Annotated in this window: 18 protein-coding genes; all 18 read right to left on the reverse strand. The window is 45.9% G+C overall.

The annotated features are described in order from the left end of the window. Positions 1-97 precede the first annotated feature (97 nt). Complete coding sequence (locus C0638_RS22950; RefSeq protein ID WP_058710517.1) at positions 98-2,776, reverse strand: FtsK/SpoIIIE family DNA translocase; 2,679 nt, start codon at positions 2,774-2,776, stop codon at positions 98-100. Between the two features lie 103 nt (positions 2,777-2,879). After that, the gene (locus tag C0638_RS22955; RefSeq protein ID WP_013370739.1) at positions 2,880-3,092 is read right to left on the reverse strand and encodes a YlzJ-like family protein; all 213 of its coding nucleotides are present in this window, start codon (positions 3,090-3,092) and stop codon (positions 2,880-2,882) included. Further along, positions 3,089-3,937 (reverse strand): ClpP family protease, encoded by an 849-nt coding sequence (locus tag C0638_RS22960; protein ID WP_058710518.1) that lies wholly within the window; start codon positions 3,935-3,937, stop codon positions 3,089-3,091. The genes C0638_RS22955 and C0638_RS22960 overlap by 4 nt, the downstream gene beginning before the upstream one ends. Before the next feature lie 229 nt (positions 3,938-4,166). Beyond that, positions 4,167-5,846 carry a ribonuclease J gene (locus C0638_RS22965; RefSeq protein ID WP_013370737.1) on the reverse strand — a complete coding sequence of 560 codons (1,680 nt, stop codon included), beginning with the start codon at positions 5,844-5,846 and terminating at the stop codon, positions 4,167-4,169. Positions 5,847-6,191: 345 nt separating this feature from the next. Continuing rightward, positions 6,192-7,073, reverse strand: a complete 882-nt coding sequence (gene dapA, locus C0638_RS22970; protein WP_013370736.1) for a 4-hydroxy-tetrahydrodipicolinate synthase — start codon at positions 7,071-7,073, stop codon at positions 6,192-6,194. A gap of 41 nt (positions 7,074-7,114) precedes the next feature. Continuing rightward, the gene (dapG, locus tag C0638_RS22975) at positions 7,115-8,332 is read right to left on the reverse strand and encodes an aspartate kinase (RefSeq protein ID WP_058710519.1); all 1,218 of its coding nucleotides are present in this window, start codon (positions 8,330-8,332) and stop codon (positions 7,115-7,117) included. Between the two features lie 35 nt (positions 8,333-8,367). Beyond that, positions 8,368-9,405 (reverse strand): aspartate-semialdehyde dehydrogenase, encoded by a 1,038-nt coding sequence (locus C0638_RS22980; protein ID WP_040101549.1) that lies wholly within the window; start codon positions 9,403-9,405, stop codon positions 8,368-8,370. A 134-nt stretch (positions 9,406-9,539) separates the two neighbouring features. Then, positions 9,540-10,133 carry a dipicolinate synthase subunit B gene (locus C0638_RS22985; protein ID WP_013370733.1) on the reverse strand — a complete coding sequence of 198 codons (594 nt, stop codon included), beginning with the start codon at positions 10,131-10,133 and terminating at the stop codon, positions 9,540-9,542. After that, positions 10,130-11,029, reverse strand: a complete 900-nt coding sequence (dpsA, locus tag C0638_RS22990; RefSeq protein ID WP_040101550.1) for a dipicolinate synthase subunit DpsA — start codon at positions 11,027-11,029, stop codon at positions 10,130-10,132. The genes C0638_RS22985 and dpsA overlap by 4 nt, the downstream gene beginning before the upstream one ends. A 204-nt stretch (positions 11,030-11,233) precedes the next feature. Then, a complete protein-coding gene (gene dut / locus C0638_RS22995; protein ID WP_058710520.1) occupies positions 11,234-11,680 on the reverse strand; it encodes a dUTP diphosphatase in 447 nt (148 codons plus the stop codon). Further along, the gene (locus C0638_RS23000) at positions 11,664-12,923 is read right to left on the reverse strand and encodes a M16 family metallopeptidase (protein WP_058710521.1); all 1,260 of its coding nucleotides are present in this window, start codon (positions 12,921-12,923) and stop codon (positions 11,664-11,666) included. Before C0638_RS23000 ends, dut begins: the two co-directional genes overlap by 17 nt. 66 nt (positions 12,924-12,989) lie before the next feature. Continuing rightward, a complete protein-coding gene (locus C0638_RS23005) occupies positions 12,990-13,997 on the reverse strand; it encodes a polysaccharide deacetylase family protein (RefSeq protein ID WP_058710522.1) in 1,008 nt (335 codons plus the stop codon). Between the two features lie 217 nt (positions 13,998-14,214). Next, the gene (pnp, locus tag C0638_RS23010; RefSeq protein ID WP_016820985.1) at positions 14,215-16,317 is read right to left on the reverse strand and encodes a polyribonucleotide nucleotidyltransferase; all 2,103 of its coding nucleotides are present in this window, start codon (positions 16,315-16,317) and stop codon (positions 14,215-14,217) included. 214 nt (positions 16,318-16,531) lie between these two features. Then, on the reverse strand, positions 16,532-16,801 hold the full coding sequence (gene rpsO / locus C0638_RS23015) for a 30S ribosomal protein S15 (protein ID WP_007430074.1): 270 nt from the start codon (positions 16,799-16,801) through the stop codon (positions 16,532-16,534). A gap of 132 nt (positions 16,802-16,933) precedes the next feature. Next, entirely contained in the window at positions 16,934-17,872 is a 939-nt protein-coding gene (locus C0638_RS23020) for a bifunctional riboflavin kinase/FAD synthetase (protein ID WP_058710523.1), read from the reverse strand. Between the two features lie 168 nt (positions 17,873-18,040). Then, on the reverse strand, positions 18,041-18,979 hold the full coding sequence (gene truB / locus C0638_RS23025; protein WP_013370725.1) for a tRNA pseudouridine(55) synthase TruB: 939 nt from the start codon (positions 18,977-18,979) through the stop codon (positions 18,041-18,043). Then, positions 18,976-19,953 carry a DHH family phosphoesterase gene (locus C0638_RS23030; RefSeq protein WP_058710524.1) on the reverse strand — a complete coding sequence of 326 codons (978 nt, stop codon included), beginning with the start codon at positions 19,951-19,953 and terminating at the stop codon, positions 18,976-18,978. Before C0638_RS23030 ends, truB begins: the two co-directional genes overlap by 4 nt. A 55-nt stretch (positions 19,954-20,008) precedes the next feature. After that, positions 20,009-20,359: a 30S ribosome-binding factor RbfA gene (gene rbfA / locus C0638_RS23035; protein ID WP_013370723.1), complete on the reverse strand. Its 351-nt coding sequence runs from the start codon at positions 20,357-20,359 to the stop codon at positions 20,009-20,011. Between the last annotated feature and the right edge of the window lie 19 nt (positions 20,360-20,378).

The following is a 20,378-nucleotide window of genomic DNA, read 5'->3' on the forward strand; positions in this document are numbered from 1 at the left end:
CACAAAAAAACGCTATTTGCGTGCATGGAGTTGTCATACTTAACAACTCATCATGCGTACAAACAGCGTTTTAATGAAATGCTGTAAAAGATAATGCTCAGGAGCTAACTTTATTTTGCTGATATTGTTCCATTGATATAAGTACCTCACGGGGCTTACTTCCCTCGTAAGGACCGATGACACCGCGAGCTTCCATGGAGTCAATCAGTCGGGCAGCACGCGTATAACCGATCCGCATACGGCGCTGAAGGAGCGAAACGGAAGCTTGTTTAGCCTCTAAAATGATGTTGACAGCTTGATCATACAGCTCATCCAGCATTTCATCCGCATCAGTGGATACCTCTTCCACCTCCGGCACAAGCGTTTCATCATACTGCGCTTCACCCTGTTCACGTACATAGTTAACAATGTTTTCCACTTCCTGATCACTCATAAATGCTCCCTGAACACGGACTGGTTTGGAAGCACCCATCGGCATGAACAGCATGTCACCACGTCCGAGCAATTTCTCAGCACCACCCATATCCAGTATGGTGCGGGAATCCACCTGCGAAGAAACGCCGAAGGCAATACGTGAAGGAATATTGGCTTTAATAACCCCGGTAATTACGTCAACTGAAGGTCTTTGTGTTGCAATAATCAGATGGATGCCTGCTGCACGCGCCATTTGGGCAAGTCGCGCAATCGCATCCTCCACATCTCCTGCAGCAACCATCATCAAATCTGCCAGCTCGTCCACAATAACGACAATGTAAGGCAGAAATGCATCCGGGTTATCCTTCATCAAATTGTTGTAACCCTCAATATTACGGGTGCCTGATTTGGAAAACAGCTCATACCTTTTTTCCATTTCAACTACAATTTTCTTCAATGCCAGTGAGGCACGCTTTGGATCAGTCACGACCGGAGCCAATAAATGGGGAATTCCGTTATACACGTTCAACTCTACCATCTTGGGATCGACCATCAGAAATTTCACTTCATCCGGCTTCGCTTTATACAAAATACTCGTGATGATCCCATTGATACACACCGATTTACCCGAACCCGTAGCTCCAGCTACAAGCAGATGGGGCATCTTGGCTAAATTACCGACAATCGTTTGTCCTGCAATATCACGTCCAAATGCAATCGACAAATTGGAAACTGATTCCTGGAAAACTGTCGTCTCCATTACCTCACGCATGGTTACGATAGAAACTTCATTATTCGGAACTTCTATCCCTATGGCGGACTTGCCGGGAATAGGTGCCTCCATACGGATATCCTTTGCAGCAAGCGCAAGTGCAATGTCATCCGTCAGACTCACAATCCGGCTAACCTTCACGCCAATGTCTGGCTGGATTTCATAGCGTGTGACGGCTGGACCACGTACAACCTCCAGCACTTTCGCCCGAACACCGAAGCTCTCCAGCGTGGCCTCCAGCTTGCGTGCTGTTTGCATGTAATCCTTTTGTCCCATGCCTTTGCCTGCATTTTGCGGTTTGGCAAGCAAACGAAACGATGGGAGCTTGTACGGCTTAGGCGGTGGTGGAGCTGGAATAGCTACATTGGTCCCTTCAGCTTCTTCGCCTGTCACCCCGTTAGCAATCGTCTGAGCCAGTTCCTGAGCTTCTTCTGATGTCCCATGGATCGTTGCCGAATCATTTCTATTCATATCCGCATCAGCATCCATAAAATTACTATCCAGGTGTTCATCAATAATGGAATCGTTCCGCACTCCACCTGTCAGGGAGTCTTCAAGTTCAGCCTCTGATCTTTTTTCCTCATTTTTCACTTGTTCGAAGAAGTCCCTAATGATTGGCGATCTTTTTACCGGAATTGAGGCTTCCTGTTCAGCGTGTTCGATCACGTCAGACAGTTCTTCTCCCTGATTGCCATTTCTCCACTGAGGCTGCACGTCACCAGCCTCATATAGAAGATCATGATCATCTTCATCCGCATGGGCAGGTTGCTCTTCCTTGTCCGCCTTATCTGTATTTTTAAGGCCAAACAACTGAAAGAAAATGGGCTGCTTGCGTGCTGGAGGCTGCATTTCATCAAAGTCATCATCCATATCCTCCTCATAGGCAGGAATAGGCTCAGATTTGGGTTTTCTATTTCCGCTGCCCTTGCTTGATGCAGAAAGCGGAGTGGCTTTTCCAGTCCATTTTTTCCGCACGCTTCCCCCGGCTGTCAGCAGTTTGGTCTTTACAATCCGCACTAAATCCACATAAGACAGTTGAGTCATCAGCATAAAACAAATGACGAACATGACAATCATGATCAGCTTAGCTCCTGTGAGACCAAACAGCCACAACAGAACGGTAAGCTGTAATGCGCCAACGTAGCCCCCGCTAATATCCTTATTCAGCATGGAGGTATGGCCTTGCTGGTCAGGCGACAGCAACTGCTCACGCATATCTATATGTATCTGGGTCATCACTCCGCCCGGCTGAAGCGCGTTGATCGGTCCCAAACGCTGCTCCATAGATGAAATAGAACTCATAAGTGTAAAGGCAAATACCAACAACAGCAAACCCGTCTTCCGTGAGTTCCACTGGTTCGGCCACTTGCGGTGAATCATCACCATCAGACCATAATAAATGCCAATCAGGGGGATCACAAAATAGAATTTCCCCAGTACAAGCCCAAACATCTTGGATAGCGACCGACCAACCGCCGCTTCACCCGACAACGCAATGACCGCCAATGTAATCAGCACAATGCCGTAAATTTCATATTTTAAAACTCCGCCAAATATGGCTTTCTTTTTTCTTTTTCTTCTTCTGGACATACAAGGTCACCCCCCAGAAGAATATTATACCACGTCACTCGCTATCCGCACATATGTTCTTTTTCAGCAGCAAATGACCTATTTCTGTACTATTCGACAGCTTCTATGACCACTCGATGACCTGACCTGGTCCATAACGAGGATTGAGGTAGGCTTCCAACGGACAGTCCAACAGCCTTACTATGATCCCCCGACGACTTTCAAGCGGCTGTACCTGCATAAGCAGACCGTCTACCCGGACCTCTACAAGCTCCTCTCCTTCCTTCCACATCCCTTCCCACACCAATTCCATTGGCATTACAGTATATAATGTCATTGGGGTAGCTCCTTGCTGTGCTCACTTGAAGGGGTTCCTGTAGGGACGCCTGTAGCATTGGGTGAAAAAGGGGCATATGGAGACTGCTGTGGAGTCCCTGTCATCCCGTTTTGCTGACGGCGTGCCTCAATGATAGTATTCAACTGTTTTAGCGCCTCTCCTATACCACCAACCGCATCCATCAACCCGTATTTTACTGCATCGATTCCTCCAACCGCTGTACCAATGTCACGGTTTAATTCTCCAGTTTTGAACATCAGTTCCTTGAACCGCTCTTCTGTGATGCGGGAATGAGAAACGACGAAGCGGACGACACGCTCCTGCATTTTTTCCATATATTCAAAAGTCTGTGGGACTCCAATGACCAGGCCGCTCATACGAATAGGATGAATGGTCATCGTCGCACTCTCGGCAATGTAAGAATAAGTAGAAGATACGGCAATCGGCACACCGATACTATGCCCTCCACCTATGACTATGGTCACTGTTGGTTTACTCATGGAAGCGATCATCTCAGCAATAGCTAGACCTGCCTCTACATCACCGCCAACTGTATTTAGCAAAATCATTAATCCTTCGATACGTGGGTTTTGCTCTGCCGCTACCAACTGCGGAATAATGTGCTCATATTTTGTTGTTTTGTTTTGAGGCGGTAAGATGAGATGTCCTTCAATCTGACCGATAATCGTCATACAAAAAATATTGGACTCGCTTTCGGGCATGGAGGTTTGACCCAGCTGCTGTAAAGCCTCCATAGCAGGTAAAACGGGTCTTTGTCCAACTTCTGGTTGTTCTGGCGCTTCCGTTTCCTCGTTGCCAGAAGAGAAATTGCTGTAATGTTCCATATGGGTGATCTTCCTTTCGCTTTACGCATCTATGTGCCCCGTATTCACCCTATAGTATGGGATAGAAATGGAATATTTTATACCCAACTCCATGCCTTTCCTCAACCCCAAAATCAAAAAAAGCCTCTCTCCCCGCGGAAACCGTCCAATATTTCCTGCGGGGAGAGAGGCGACTGTGTGCCTGTGACTTAAGTTTTTAATTCAAGTTTTTGAACATATTTCAATTGAATCACACTTCCATTATAATTGGCAGAATCATCGGTCTGCGACGAGTTTGCTCATACAAGAAGCGACCCAGTGCATCCTTGACATTTGTCTTGAGGGAAGCCCATTCATTTACATTTTCACTCATGAGCTTATGCAGTGTACTTGAAACAATACGATTTGCTTCATCCAGCAAACCTTCTGATTCACGAACATACACGAAACCACGGGAAATGATATCCGGGCCCGACTTAATCGTGCCATCTTGCTTGCTCAGTGTGACAACCACTACCAAAATACCGTCCTGTGACAATAATTTGCGGTCGCGCAACACGATATTTCCTACATCTCCTACGCCTAGTCCATCAATCAGTACGTTACCTGCTGTAACTTTACCAGCTCTACGTGCTCCACCATTCTGAATTTCAATGACTTCACCGATATCCGTGATAAAGATATTTTCAGGCTCGATACCTACTCCTTCAGCAAGCAGAGCGTGACGACGCTGCATTCTGAACTCACCGTGAATTGGCAAGAAGAATTTTGGTTTCATCAGATTCAGCATCAGCTTGAGTTCTTCCTGGCTGCCGTGTCCAGAAACGTGGATACCAGGATTAGCTGCACTGTAGTATACATTGGCACCCAAACGGAACAGCTCATCAATAGTGCGTCCAACATATTTTTCATTACCTGGTACCGGAGTAGCTGCGATGATCACTGAGTCCCCTGGAAGGATATCTACCTTACGATGCGTAGAACGAGCCATTCTTGTCAAAGCAGACATTGGTTCACCCTGACTACCTGTGCAGAGAATAACTACGCGATCCGCTGACATTTTGCCAACTTCTTCAGGCTCAATCAGCATTCCATCTGGGATTTCCAAGTAGCCCAAATCAGAAGCAATACCTACGACATTAACCATGCTGCGACCAATAACCGTTACTTTACGTCCAGTTGCCTCAGCAGCATTAATGACCTGCTGAATGCGATGTACGTTCGAAGCAAAAGTGGCTACGACCACACGCTGTCTCGACTTGCGGAAAATATCTTCCAGCACAATGCCAACGCTCTTTTCCGAAGGTGTAAAGCCCGGTTTTTCGGCATTAGTACTGTCTGACAATAGAGCCAGTACGCCACGTGTGCCAATCTCAGCCATACGCTGCAAATCTGCATATTGTCCGTTCACCGGAGTATGATCAAATTTGAAGTCTCCTGTATGAACAACAGCGCCTTCAGGAGTATCAATGCAAACACCTACAGAATCAGGAATACTATGGTTGGTTTTGAAGAATGTTACTTTCAATGTGGAGCCCAGCTTGATTTCGGAATCAGCATTGATCAAAATGCGTTTGGTTTCACCAAGCAGATTCGCTTCCTTCAGCTTGTTTTCCACCAGTCCCAGCGTCAACTTGGTACCATATACAGGTACATTCAAATGTTTCAGCACGTAAGGCAAACCGCCGATATGGTCCTCGTGACCATGAGTCAACACAATGCCTCTTACTTTGTCGCGGTTCTCTGTAAGGTAGGAAATATCAGGAATAACGATATCGATGCCAAGCATGTCCTCTTCCGGAAATTTCAGACCGGAATCCACCACGACAATGTCGTTGCCGTATTGAACGACATACATATTTTTCCCGATTTCACCGACGCCGCCCAAAGCGAAAATCATCAATTTATCGTTGTTTGTTTTTTTAGACAAATGAATCTAAACCTCCTATGGTAGTTGGACGTCGTACCTTGATTTGTTATTTAATTTTCAAAAAAATACCGCACCCAGTCACTTGACCCCATTATACATGATTAAAATACGAAAAAACAAGTCATCCTGTTCGTTACGCTAGGTTTCCCATTGCCTTCTCAAACCATAAGTATGTGCCATTTTATCTACATGCCTGGTTAACAGCATAGCAAAAAGGACGTTCTATAAGAACGCCCTTCATATCGGAGACCTTGTCAGGGCAATAACCCAGTCGATATTATACCTACCGACTGCCCTTAACAAGGATACTCCTTGTATTCATCAACATCTTTCGTCTATTTCTTTTTAGCGGGTAAATAAATTCTTAATAAACTCTGCTTCATCCTCGGTAGGCGGGATAAGTGGCAACCGAACTGAACCTACCTTAATCCCCCGTAACTCCAATGCATACTTTACAGCCACCGGATTAGGCAAAGGATGAGGACAGCCGAACATGCCCTTAAAAATCGGGAACAACTGCTGATGCAGTTTTGCTGCCTCTTGAGCGTGTCCTCCTACAAAGGAATCCAGCATTCGCTTCATTTCTGCACCTACCACGTGACTTGCTACGCTGATAATGCCATAAGCACCTACAGCCATGGCAGGTAATCCAGATGCATCATCCCCGGAATAAACCAGAAAACCTTCTGGTGCTGCCGCTGCAATCTGTGTAACTTGTGCAAGTGATGCACATTCTTTGGTTCCTACAATGTTCGGAATTTGTGCAAGCCGCAGTGTCGTTTCAGCTGTCAGGCTGGCACCGGTACGGCTTGGAACATTATACAGTATCGCTGGAAGGGATGTGGAGTTTGCAATACTTTTGAAGTGCTGATACATCCCTTCCTGATTCGGTTTATTATAATATGGCACTACCAGCAGCACACCGTCTGCTCCCGCCTGCTCCGCAGCACGGGTGAGGTGGATGGAATGACGTGTGTTATTGCTTCCTGTCCCTGCAATAATTTTACATCGCCCAGCTGCTTTTTCTACAACAAATGCAAACAGCTTAATTTTTTCATCATCACTCAGGGTAGGAGACTCCCCTGTTGTTCCAGATACAACAAGTGACTCTGAATGCTGTTCTTCTATTAAATAATCAATCAACGAGGACAATGCAGTCCAGTCAATCTCTCCTTGCTGATCAAAAGGTGTCACCATTGCGGTAATCAATCTGCCGAAGTTCACCATGCTGCCTCCTTTTTTTGCAAGTCCGAGCACGGACAATGCGCCTATTGATGGAGTTCAAATTTATTATGCAATGCGCGTACAGCCTGCACCATATCTTCCTTTTTAACAAGTACCCAAATCGTGGTGTTGGAATCTGCCGATTGAAGGATCTGTACGTCTGATTCTGTCAATGCCTCCACAATTGTCGCCATAATACCTGGTACCCCGTTGATACCACCGCCTATGACCGAAACTTTAGCACACCCGGCCAGTATTTTAGGCTCTAGACCCAAACCGTTAAGTACTTCAACCGCTTTGCTTCCATCATTATCAAATACGGTATAAACCGCTCCTGATGGAGTTACATTAATGAAATCGACGCTGATTCCGTGTTCAGCCATAGATTTGAATACTTGTAATTGCAAGTGCTCCAAACCCGACTTTAATTCAACAGTAATTTGAGTAACATTGCCGACATACGCAATACCGGTCACGAAGCGGTCTACGATATCTGCCTGCACATCTTTAAAGCCTTCCGGATGGGTAACCAACGTCCCCTCTCCCTCGGAGAAGGTAGAGCGAACCCGTACCGGAATATTAGCCTGCATGGCTATTTCAACAGCACGAGGATGGATCACCTTTGCTCCCTGATGAGCCATATTACAAATTTCCGTATAGCTAACATGTGAAAGCGGCTTCGCATTTTCCACAATACGCGGATCAGCGGTCAATATACCATTCACATCTGTATAAATATCAACCATATCCGCATGTAGAGCAGCACCTAGTGCAGTAGCTGACGTATCGCTGCCTCCCCGACCAAGGGTAGTCATATCACCATCAGCTGTTTGTCCCTGAAAACCAGTCACAATGACCACTCTGCCTTGGTTCAGTTCTTCCACAATACGGTCTGGCTTGATATCCAAAATCCGAGCATTGCCGTATTGATCATCCGTAATAAAGCCTGCCTGTGCTCCAGTCAGCACTGTAGCAGGGATACCTTCCTTCTCCATCAGGCTGCACAATGTAGCAGCAGAAATGATTTCACCACAGCACAGCAGTAAATCCCGTTCGCGCTTCGGAAGACTGTCGCCGTTAGATGCCGCCCAATCCAGCAACGTGTCCGTGGCATAAGGCTCTCCTTTCCTCCCCATGGCCGACACAACAACAACCAATTGAAAATTTTGCTTCAGTTCCCGCTTCACATGTGCCAGCACAAGTTGACGCGCTTCAGGTGTGGATAGCGAGGTTCCCCCAAATTTTTGCACCAAAATACCCATTATTCTTCCCCCATATACTCCCGGCTTTAGGAACGTTACTCCGCTTTTGCAGCAATAATTTCCGCGATTTGCACCGCGTTCCATGCGGCTCCCTTGAGCAGATTGTCGGATACGACCCACAAGTTCAAACCACGGCTATTGCCCAAATCACGACGTACACGCCCTACGAATACGTCAGGTTTTCCTGCCGCTTCGGATGCCAGCGGATAAAGCTGGGCAGCAGGATCGTCTACCAGCGTTACTCCAGGTGCGGAAGCCAACAGATTACGAACTTCTTCTAGATCATAATCTTTTTTAAGCTCTACATAGACGGATTCCGAGTGACCGTATACAACAGGAATACGCACACACGTTGCTGTTACGTCTACAGAATCGTCACCCAGTATTTTTTTCGTTTCGCGTACCATTTTCATTTCTTCCAGTGTATAGCCATTATCCTGAAACTTATCGATTTGCGGAATAGCATTGAAAGCAATCTGATGTTTTACTGGCAAAGAACCTACCGGCAGCAGATCTGGCTGAACCTCATCACCGTTAAGAATGGCTGCGCTTTGACGATTCAATTCATCAATAGCACGGCTTCCAGCGCCCGATACGGCCTGGTATGTGGATACTATGATACGAGAAATGCCATATTGATCATATAATGGTTTCAAAGCAGCTACCATCTGGATGGTGGAGCAGTTCGGGTTGGCGATAATTCCCTGATGCTCGGCAATTTTATCGCTGTTCACCTCAGGTACTACAAGAGGAGCTGTCGGTTCCATTCGGAATGCGTTGGTGTTGTCAATGCAAACTGCCCCATGACGAACAGCATGCGGCGCCAGTTCCTTACTCACGTCTCCGCCTGCACTAAACAAAGCAATGTCGATTCCTTCAAAGCTGTCGGGAGTAGCAATCTCTACTGGAATCTGCTGACCTTTAAAGCTAATTAACGTGCCGGCAGAACGAGGCGAAGAAAGAAATTTGATTTTGTCCACAGGAAAATCTCGTTTTTCCAGCAGATTTACGATCTGTTCGCCTACAGCGCCTGTCGCTCCAACGACAGCTACATTAAACTTTCTATTGCTCATCTGGTGTATCTCCCCTTCTCGACTAAAAAACCATTTTTTATTCTGAAAGCATCCACCGCCAACAAGAAATTAGACTCGATGCATTATCGAATCATCTTCTAGGCGAGGGATGCTCAGCAGTTAACTATAGTACTTCATGGGGTCTTGCGTTCCACAATCATCGGCTGAATCTGTTTGCCCTGCAATGCTTCATAGGCAGCCTCTGGAATCAACTCCATATTGGCTACAAGCGAGTTCGGCTTTTTAACTGGATTATCCTGTCCGAACGGCACAAAAAAGATGTTTTTGGCTACTAGTAACTTGGCGATATTAGCAGCATTTAGACCAAGTCCATCATTAGTAGATATGGCTAAAAGAAGTGGACGACCATTGCGTAATTGCGCCTTGGCAGCCATTAAAACCGGACTATCTGTCATCGCATTCGCTAACTTACTCATCGAATTCCCCGTCAACGGTGCAATCACCAGCACATCGAGCATTTGGGAGGGTCCCAGTGGCTCAGCCTCCACAATTGTAGAAATGATATCATTCCCTGTTATATCTTTCAACTGTTTTTGCCAACTTTGCGAAGTACCGAAACGAGTATCCGTTGTTAGTACGGTATTGGATATAATCGGAACGACCTTCGCACCCTCATCTACGAAGCGCTGTATAACAGGCATTACCTCTTCAAACGTGCAATGTGAGCCTGTAATGGCATAACCTACTGTTTTCCCTTGCCAACTCATTGCGCATCCCCCCGATCAGGATTATCTTCCATTAACAACTGCACCAGCGTATTCGCTATAATGGTACCAGCAGTTTTGGGAGCAACAATACCGGGAAGACCGGGGGCAAGCATAGCCGTAATTCCACGCTTTTCCGCATACCGGAAATCACAACCGCCCGGGGCAGAAGCAAGATCTATAATCACGGTACTCAGTGGCAATTTAGACAGGATTTGCGCTGTGATAATCATAGAGGGTATCGTATTAAAAATCAAGTCAACTCCCTTTGTCTCATTCGCTAAATCCCTCGTCATAAAAGGCTTCCAACCCATTTCTACAGCTCTCGCTGCATCCTCTGCCCGCCGTACTCCAACCTTCACTTTGGCTCCCAATCCCTGTAGTGCCCTTGCCATGGTAAATCCAGTCCGTCCCATGCCTAAAACCATACAATCTGCACCATGAATCGTAAAATCAGTATGCTGAATTGCCATCATCAGTGCGCCTTCAGCCGTAGGTATAGAATTGTATATGGCCACATCATCTCTTTCCAGCAGCTCAACCAGCTTCAATTCATGTCTGGTACATATTTCTTTTAAGTACGCTCGCGCCATCCCTGTATATACAACGCAATGCGGTGGAAGAGCAGCAGCATGCTCATTCAGAAACTGGAGCTTCTGTGCTCCGAAAAGTGCATTTACGTTGCCTTCCTCATCGCATCCCACCACCGGTAGAATCAGTGCGTCTGACGATTCCAGCAGCTTGACAGACATGGGTTCTAGTGTGACTCCTTTGAGTGGTACTTCAAGCATGTCAAAGCCGACCACGGTGACGGTAGCATCCATGTCCACACATTTGCGGATTACCTCAAGCTGCCTCGCATCTCCACCCAAAACAACGATGCGCATTCCTGTTAGCATCCGGATCACTCCTTTCCGAGACACGATATGCTTTTAGTCTATGCAGATGCCCGGAGAGGGGTGAAAAAACACAAAAAAAGCCGCCCCTCTACGGGACGACTTTTATGTATATGCTTTACTCTTAAACGAGTAATATTGAAGTTTTTGCAAAATGACAATTGGATTACATTGTTGGATTACAGGTTTTGCAAGTAAATCGTAGACTCAGCGTCCTGTATGACCAAACCCACCAGCACCCCGCACTGTTTCAGACAAATGGTCTACTTGTTTCAGCTCGACCTCAGGCACAACCTGAAATACCATTTGTGCAATTCGCTCATTGCGCGTAATGGTGAACGGTTCATCGCCTAAATTGATAAGGAGCACCTTAATCTCCCCACGATAATCTGCATCAATCGTCCCAGGTGTGTTAAGACAAGTAATACCATGCTTGAGAGCCAGTCCACTACGCGGACGGATTTGTGCCTCTAATCCTGCTGGCATAGCTATTGCAAATCCAGTTGGAACGAGGCATCGTTTGCCAGGTTCCAGAACCAAATCCTCCTGCACTGCTGCATACAAGTCAAACCCAGATGCAAGCTCTGACATTTTGCGGGGTAGCTCAATATCTTCATTGCCCCCGAGTCTGTTAATTTCAACGTAAGTTAACAAAATAGTCCCTCCTCATATCCTTAACCGCTGAATCACTCGCTCCGACCATTGACAGAGCAAACGGCTCCGAAAACATCCGATCCAGCACTTTGTTCACATCATCAGCCGTCACTTGCTCGATGTGTTCGATCATTTGATCCAGCGTATAATGATGACCCAACATTAACTCATTTTTTCCAAGACGGTTCATCCGGCTACCAGTGCTCTCAAGGCTTAAAATCAGACTTCCTTTTAGCTGCTCCTTGCCTTTGCGAAGCTCATTAGCGTCCAAACCGTTGACAGCTACATCTCGCAACAACTCCAGTGTCAAATCGAGCACATCCTTTGTTTGCTTAGGAGCGGTACCTGCGTAGATCGTGAACATTCCACTATCTGCATGGGAGCTATGATAGGAATAGACCGAATAAGCCAGTCCGCGTTTTTCACGAATTTCTTGAAATAAACGTGAGCTCATGCCCCCGCCGATCGCGTTATTCAGCAAAACCATAGCATACTGGAGATCGTCGCCTATTGCAAATCCAGGCAGGGATAGACAAATGTGATTCTGCTCCGTTGCTTTCTCATGGTACAACAGCTGACCGTTAAACGCAGGTACTGTCAGTGGCGAAACGGTTCCGTGATTATCGAAATGCCCAAAATGTTGCTCCAGCAATTCTACAAGACGATCGTCAACATTACCAGCCACACTGATAACTGTATTATCAATTGTATAGTGCTCCTTCATATAATGGCTGAGATGTGAGCTATCCATAGCTAGCAGGTGATCTTCGGTTCCGAGAATCGGATAAGCCAGTGGGTGCTCACCATAGGCCGCGCGAGAAACAAGATCGTGCACCATATCATCAGGTGTGTCCTCGTACATGGAGATTTCCTCCAAAATCACATTTTTCTCTCTTGCTAGCTCTTCCTGATCCAATTTGGAATTAAAGAACATATCAGACAGTACATCGACTGCGATCGGTAGATGCTCATCTAGTACTTTTGCATAATAGCACGTATATTCCTTCGAAGTGAAAGCATTAACATTTCCTCCGATGGCGTCAAATTGCTCAGCGATTTCCTTAGCACTAAAACGCTCTGTTCCTTTGAAAAGCATGTGTTCAATAAAATGAGAAATACCGCTATTGTCCGATGTTTCGTTCCGGGAACCGGTTTTAACCCAGATGCCGAAAGAAACAGAACGCACGGTTGGAATTTTTTCGATGACCACTCTTAGGCCGTTTTTAAGTTGAATTCTTTCCACGCTTGGCCCTCCTAAACTGAATTGCATACTTAGCCATAATGTTCAATCCTAACAGAAAAAAGACATTCACTCAACCGGAGCTGGTAGCTGCCGATCAGGGGAAAGCGTCTGACTAACAGTTCCAAGTACAAGTCCTTTACTACGGATGGCATGAATCATGCCTTTGAGAGCAGCAGCAGACGAATCTGTTGGGTGCATCAATATCAGGGAGCCTGACTCAACATTGCTGTTAATTTTATGAACCACCGATTGCGGTGACGGATGTTTCCAATCTACGGTGTCCAATGTCCACAGCACAGTTTTGAGCCCATGTTCTGCTGCTATATCCACTGTTTGTTGATTAAAGTCACCCGATGGAGGGGCAAACCAATTATTTTTGACACCTAAAGTTTGTTGAAGAAGCTCTTCCGTCTTTTCGATTTCTTGTACGGCTCTAGCTCGGCTCAAACGACTCATATTAGGATGAGAGTAAGCATGATTCGAAAGCTCATGCCCTCTTCTTTGAATTTCCTTGGCGAGTTCAGGATTTTTCTTCAGCCAACTTCCATCAAGAAAAAATGTAGCCTTAACCTTCTCCTGATCCAATGTATCCAATATAGGCACGATAAACTCATTCCCCCATGCTACGTTGATCATGAAGGAAACCATTGGTTTTTCAGGATTGCCCCTGTAAATTGGGACATTACCCAGTTGATTTAAATGTATTTTGGGTGCCAATTGGCGATATACATATTGAATAGGCCGATTTGGAGCTGCAATGGCTTTGCGATAGGTAGCATCCAGATCGACCTCCAGTCCGTTATAACCTGGAATAGCCTTCCACACCCTGTCTATCTTAGCATCAACTGGTTCTCTTCGCTGACGCGTTGCTTCTGTCTTTAGTCGCTGCATAAGCGCATTATCAGGCAAAGCTACTACCGCCATCGTAGGTGTAGCTTCAAGCTCTTCGGCTCCTGTAGCGTCTCCATTGCGTAATTGACTAGCGTAGTCACGAACCCCGCTAAACTGCCCAATTACCAGTGTGATGGCTAAAGTAGCTACCACCCACACTGCTCGTTTCACCCTACTCATCATTCCTTCATCCTCCCGCTCGTTTGTCCACATTGTATGCGAGAAGGACAAGATCTATGACGTAGTAAGCTATAGAAGCCCACTTGGGTGCAGCTTGTGCATATGTATGAAAAAAGAGCCAGAAACGTAGCTCTGCCTCTTTCCAAAAGCTTAATTAATGCTATTCAAACCCCTTATTTTGTACAAACGTATAGACTCCCTGTGGTATGCGAACCACAACCTAGGACTTAGCAGGAGCTTCAGCCGTCAGTACTGCCTTACGGGACAAATTGACACGACCTTGCTGATCGATTTCAGTTACTTTCACTGTAATCGTATCACCAATAGCAATGACATCTTCAACTTTGGCTACACGCTCAGTAGACAGTTGAGAAATATGAACCAGACCATCTTTACCCGGTAAAATTTCAACAAATGCGCCGAATTTTTCAATTCGTTTGACTGTACCGATGTAAATCTCGCCGACCACGACTTCTTTTACGATACCTTCAATAATGGAACGCGCCTTCTCATTCATCTCTTGATTTGTAGAAGCGATGAACACACGACCATCTTGTTCAATATCGATTTTCACGCCGGTTTCTTCGATGATCTTGTTGATGATTTTACCACCAGCTCCAATAACATCACGGATTTTGTCCGGGTTAATGTGCATTGTCATAATTTTTGGAGCATACGGAGACAATTGCTCACGTGGTTTCTGGATCGCTTCCATCATTTTTCCAAGAATGAACAAACGTCCTTCTCTGGCTTGCTTGAGCGCATCCTGTAAAATATTGCGGTCAATACCGTCAATTTTAATATCCATTTGAATGGCAGTTACGCCTTCCGCAGTACCAGCAACTTTAAAGTCCATATCGCCCAGATGATCTTCCATACCCTGAATATCCGTCAGTACGGAAACATGATCTCCATCCTTGATCAATCCCATAGCTACGCCTGCAACTGGAGCTTTAATCGGTACACCTGCATCCATCATGGCCAGTGTGCTTGCACAAATACTAGCTTGTGAGGTCGATCCATTCGATTCCAGCACTTCGGAAACCAGACGGATCGTGTACGGAAATTCAGTTTCGGAAGGAATTACTTTGGAAAGCGCACGCTCACCAAGAGCACCATGTCCGATTTCACGACGACCCGGCGCGCGCAATGGACGAGCCTCACCTACGCTGAATGGAGGGAAATTGTAATGATGCATGAAGCGTTTGGTTTCTTCCAGATCAATACCGTCCAGAATTTGTACATCCCCTAGTGCACCAAGAGTACAAACGCTAAGCGCCTGCGTTTGCCCACGTGTAAACAAGCCTGAACCGTGCGTACGCGGCAAAATGCTAGTGTCGCTTTCAATTGGACGAATTTCGTCAAGCTTACGACCATCAGGGCGTACTTTATCATGCGTAATCAGACGACGGACTTCTTCCTTAACGATATCATAGAGAACTTCGCTCACATCACTCAAAAGCTCAGGTGTCTCTATGTATTGTGCTTCAAAATGGGCAACGGTCTCTTCATTAACTGCATCAATCGCCTCTTGACGGGCATGTTTTTCTGCAATTTTAACAGCTTCCACCAAACGATCAGCTGCATAAGCACGTACTTCACTGTTCACTTTTTCATCAACAGCATGCAGCTTAACCTGCATTTTTTCTTTACCTGCTACTTGCACCAATTGTTCAATAACTGCCACAATGTTCTTAATCTCATCATGTCCGAACATAATAGCTTCGAGCATAACTTCCTCTGGAATCTCATCGCCTTCTGCTTCTACCATCATAATGGCATCTTTTGTTCCAGCTACAACGAGATACAGATCGCTTGCGTTTTGCTGTGCAATATCTGGATTAATCACAAATTGTCCGTTTACACGACCTACAGCAACTCCGCCAATTGGACCGTTAAAAGGAACATCCGAAATACTGAGTGCTGCTGAGGTTCCAATCATGGCTGCAATTTCTGGTTCGCAATCCTGATCAACACTCATGACTAGGTTTAACACCTGCACATCATTGCGGAAACCTTCAGGAAACAATGGGCGAATTGGACGGTCTGTCAAACGACTGGATAAAATCGCCTTTTGACTCGGGCGTCCTTCACGCTTAATAAATCCGCCAGGAATTTTCCCCACAGCATACAATCTTTCCTCATAGTTCACGGTCAGCGGAAAAAAGTCCAAATCTTTCGGTTCACGGGAAGCGGTCACAGTACACAGCACAACTGTTTCTCCGTAACTCACCTTAACTGCCGCATTGGCTTGTTTTGCAAGACGTCCTGTTTCAAGCACCAGCTTTCTTCCGCCGAGTTGCATTTCTACGCGTTGCTCCATGGTATCCCTCCATTTCATTTCATTGTAAAAGTTCTATACACATCCAGTATTTCCTGCGCAGGTCTTATTCATAAGAAATTCACAGACAAAATAGGATATGTAATTCAAAAAAAGATTCCTCATTTCAAAAAAGAACCCGGCTGCTGTCCGCCGTCGCCTTAGCAGGGACAAGCGGTGAACAACCAGGCTTCTTTTCTCATTACATGTCTGAAAATTAACGACGCAGTCCGAGACGCTCGATCAACGCACTGTAACGTTTAACATCAGTCTTCTTCAGGTAAGCCAAAAGTTTACGACGCTGACCGACCATTTTCAACAACCCGCGGCGGGAGTGATGGTCTTTCTTGTGCGAACGAAAGTGACTTTGCAAGTTGACGATGTTTTCAGTAAGGATAGCGATTTGTACCTCAGGTGATCCTGTATCGGATTCATGAGTTTTGTACTCCTCGATCAATTGCTGTTTACGCTCTTGAGTCAATGCCATCCTGTTCACCTCCTTCATTATAATCGCCATTAGCCTCGTAACCGCCGGTGAAAGCGGACAACCAAGCTAAGGTTCATCGTTGTTTACACAACATAAGTCAGTATAACACAGCGCCTGTCTTATGTAAATAAATTAGCCCAACAGCTTTTTAGCCGTTTGTGCGTCATTGCCAATTTGTCTGATCAGTTCATCCACCGAAGAGAATTTGCGTTCAGGGCGGATGTAATGGTGAAGCTCAACGAGCACAGACTCCCCATAAATTTGTTGATTAAAATCAAAAAGATGTACCTCAAACGACGGATTCAGCACACCTTCATGAAAAGTAGGCTTAACCCCTACATTCATTACACCATTTATCCAATGATCACCTATAAGCGCCCGTACAGCATATACACCCTTAACCGGAATGACATAAGAATCATCCAGCTTGAGATTAGCTGTCGGAAAACCGATTGTGCGTCCGCGCTTCTCACCATCCATCACAGTACCCTGGATACGATAAGGGCGTCCCAACCAGCGCGAGGCATGTGCTAAATCCCCCGTCTGTAAAGCACGGCGAATGCCTGAGCTGCTTACCTTATCCCCATCCAGTTCGAACGGTGGTACAGTGTAGACAGACATCAGCTCTCCTCCCAGCTTCCGAAGCGTATCCTCATGCCCGGCTCCCCGGTGGCCAAACCTAAAATCAAAACCAACTACCGCCGTTAGAATTTGTAATGGAAGTAGCACGTCTGTTATAAAAGCCTCCGGGCTAACCTTGGAAAATTCTTCGTTAAAACTTAAAATATAAAGTACATCCACACCCATATCGGACAGAATAGTCTGCTTATCCGCAAGCGGTGTTAAATAACCTTCATAATCGCCTTTTTTCATGACTTCCTTCGGATGAGGGTGAAATGTCATGACAGATACTGGCACTTTCTGTTCACGAGCGAGCGCGACGGCCTTACGTATCACACTTGCATGTCCCAGATGAAGGCCGTCGAACTGGCCGATCGCCGTGACTTGTGGACGTCCCCATTGCTGCAATAGCTCATCACTCAAAGGATAAGATAACGATACGGTAATCATATTCATTCACCTGCATTTCACATCATTTGACTAACTTCGTCAAAAATTATAGCACAATTCAAGGTGAAAAACGTCTATCAGCATAATTTCACAGAAGCTAGGCCGCAGTCTAGGAGAAAATCTCTGGCGATTATAGAATGATTCAGCTCCGATGAAAATTTATAAATTCTACAAACTTAAAAAAACTTTAATTGGAGCGATCGCACCTGATTCATCCCGTCCATATATGCCTAAAAACGTTTTATCCTCTTTATATAATCGGAAAGGCTGGTTGTCTGTCACTGGTGGTGAAATCATACTCAGCGACAGGCGTTGGCCTTGCAGAGCCGCAGCTGCCTTGGATTCAGCCACTGTATGCTCAGGCATATAGTCAATTGCTTTATCGGTGGCGATAAGCCGCTCACCTAGGCTACCATCGGCTACATAGCGCTCAATTTCTTCAAATGTTAAACAATGTTCTGCAGAAATTCCCGCAGACATGGTTCGCTCGAGCTTAACCATTGTTGAAGGATATCCCAATTCACGGCCAATATCAACACATAGTGTACGGATGTAAGTACCTTTGGAGCATAAAGCACGAAAAGAAATATCCACATGCGCCCCCATCTTCGCAAATCCCGTCATTTCCAGCTCGTAAATGCTCACTTCACGACTTTTACGCTCCACGGTTTTGCCCTCTCGAGCCAGCTCGTATAGACGTTTTCCATCTACTTTGAGGGCAGAGTACATGGGTGGGACTTGGGAGATCGTACCAACGAAACGCTCCAAAACCGCTTTGGCTTCCATTTCGGTCACCTCAACCGGACGTTCGCTCTCTTCTGTTATTGTCCCAGTCAGGTCTTCGGTATCAGTGGCAATGCCTAAGCGCAGTGTAGCCCGGTATTCCTTGGGTCGCTCTTGCATGTACTCCACCACTCGGGTAGCGCGTCCCAGACACAAGGGCAGAACACCGGTTACCTGCGGATCTAGTGTCCCAGTATGTCCTATTCGCTTCATCCCCAATAAACGGCGAGCCTTGGCCACCACATCATGAGAGGTAAATCCAGCAGGTTTATAAACAGGTAGAACACCCTCCCAAGTTGCCTGTTCCTTCTTTATTGGGTTCATAGCTCAGACTTCACCCGCCCTACAACTGTCTCAATGATATCTTCCAGCTTACCCTCTAGTCGACAGCCAGCCGCACGTACATGTCCGCCGCCCCCAAATGATTGAGCCAGCGCAGCTACATCAACATTCCCTGCCGATCTCAAACTAGCCTTGGTCGCTTGATCATTAATAACTTTAAAGAAAATGCCGACTTCAACCCCACGAATATTTCTTGGATAATTCACGATGCCTTCCAAGTCCTCATTTACAGCACCACATTCCGTCATATCATCAGGTGTTACAACGACCCAAGCAACTTTACCGTCCTTCGACATCGTGAGCGTTTGCAATGCTTTGGTTAGTACTTTCATTTGGGGAAATGTCATTTCCTCGAGCAATTTTTCGGACAAAAATGGGCCATCTACACCATAAGCAAGTAGCTGTGATACCGTAGACATCACTTTCGGTGAAGTATTGGAGTAGCGGAAGCCTCCCGTATCTGTTAACAACCCTGTATATACAGCTGTTGCTACTTCGACGTCCCAAGTTACTGCAAACTTTTCCAATAAATCAAAAAGGATTTCCGCTGTTGCCGCAGCATCTGACTTAATCACATTAACCGTACCATAAGCATCGTTCGTTGGATGATGATCGATATTCAGAATAATGGCATCTTCCGTAAAAAACTGCTCTGTCAAACCAACACGACGGTAATCCGCACAATCTACACAAATGATCCGGTTGTATTTCCGTTCTGGCGGTTGTTGACTCATATCCATAATCTCATCGGCATGCCATAAAAAATCCATACGTTTAGGAATAGGTCCCTCATTCAGCATGGTAAATTTCTTCCCCAGACATGAGAGAAGCCAGCCCACCGTTACGGTGGAGCTGACTGCGTCTCCGTCCGGCTGTACATGCGATACGATCAGGTAATCATCATGCTCCAGAATAAATTCCTTCGCTTGTTGAAGCGCCTGTTCATAGGTATGCATTGCCGTCTCCTTTACATTCAGTTCATGGTTCTTCATACTGACAGAAATTTTTATCTCATTTCTCATCCTTGTCGATATCACTCAACAGCTTTTCAATTCGGCTGCCGTAAGCAATAGATTCGTCAATTTTGAAAATCAGCTCAGGAATATGGCGAAGCCGTATCCGTTTGCCAAGTTCAGAACGAAGATAACCGTTCGCTTTGTCCAGCGCCTTCAGAGAAGAAGTTTTTTGTTCTTCATCTCCAAGTACGCTCAAGTATACTTTCGCTTGGGACAAATCGTTTGTGACATCGACACCAGTCACCGTAATAAAACCGATACGTGGGTCTTTTAATTCGGTCTGTATGAGTAGGCTTAGTTCCTTCTTAATCTGCTCGCCAACTCGACCTGTACGTATTTTAGCCATGGGTGCTCACCTCTCTGCC

It is taken from the genome of Paenibacillus sp. lzh-N1 (assembly GCF_002872435.1).
Taxonomy (GTDB): domain Bacteria; phylum Bacillota; class Bacilli; order Paenibacillales; family Paenibacillaceae; genus Paenibacillus; species Paenibacillus polymyxa_C.

What these genes read in the sequence shown, in the direction of transcription:
- dpsA (WP_040101550.1), bottom strand. Translation starts at nt 11,029, where the DNA reads ATGCTAACAGGAATGCGCATCGTTGTTTTGGGTGGAGATGCGAGGCAG.
- dapA (WP_013370736.1), bottom strand. Translation starts at nt 7,073, where the DNA reads ATGGTGAACTTCGGCAGATTGATTACCGCAATGGTGACACCTTTTGAT.
- truB (WP_013370725.1), bottom strand. Translation starts at nt 18,979, where the DNA reads ATGAACCCAATAAAGAAGGAACAGGCAACTTGGGAGGGTGTTCTACCT.
- C0638_RS23020 (WP_058710523.1), bottom strand. Translation starts at nt 17,872, where the DNA reads ATGATTACCGTATCGTTATCTTATCCTTTGAGTGATGAGCTATTGCAG.
- C0638_RS22960 (WP_058710518.1), bottom strand. Translation starts at nt 3,937, where the DNA reads ATGGAACATTACAGCAATTTCTCTTCTGGCAACGAGGAAACGGAAGCG.
- pnp (WP_016820985.1), bottom strand. Translation starts at nt 16,317, where the DNA reads ATGGAGCAACGCGTAGAAATGCAACTCGGCGGAAGAAAGCTGGTGCTT.
- rbfA (WP_013370723.1), bottom strand. Translation starts at nt 20,359, where the DNA reads ATGGCTAAAATACGTACAGGTCGAGTTGGCGAGCAGATTAAGAAGGAA.
- C0638_RS23005 (WP_058710522.1), bottom strand. Translation starts at nt 13,997, where the DNA reads ATGATGAGTAGGGTGAAACGAGCAGTGTGGGTGGTAGCTACTTTAGCC.
- rpsO (WP_007430074.1), bottom strand. Translation starts at nt 16,801, where the DNA reads ATGGCATTGACTCAAGAGCGTAAACAGCAATTGATCGAGGAGTACAAA.
- C0638_RS22980 (WP_040101549.1), bottom strand. Translation starts at nt 9,405, where the DNA reads ATGAGCAATAGAAAGTTTAATGTAGCTGTCGTTGGAGCGACAGGCGCT.
- C0638_RS22985 (WP_013370733.1), bottom strand. Translation starts at nt 10,133, where the DNA reads ATGAGTTGGCAAGGGAAAACAGTAGGTTATGCCATTACAGGCTCACAT.
- dapG (WP_058710519.1), bottom strand. Translation starts at nt 8,332, where the DNA reads ATGGGTATTTTGGTGCAAAAATTTGGGGGAACCTCGCTATCCACACCT.
- C0638_RS22955 (WP_013370739.1), bottom strand. Translation starts at nt 3,092, where the DNA reads ATGACATTATATACTGTAATGCCAATGGAATTGGTGTGGGAAGGGATG.
- C0638_RS22950 (WP_058710517.1), bottom strand. Translation starts at nt 2,776, where the DNA reads ATGTCCAGAAGAAGAAAAAGAAAAAAGAAAGCCATATTTGGCGGAGTT.
- C0638_RS23030 (WP_058710524.1), bottom strand. Translation starts at nt 19,953, where the DNA reads ATGCATACCTATGAACAGGCGCTTCAACAAGCGAAGGAATTTATTCTG.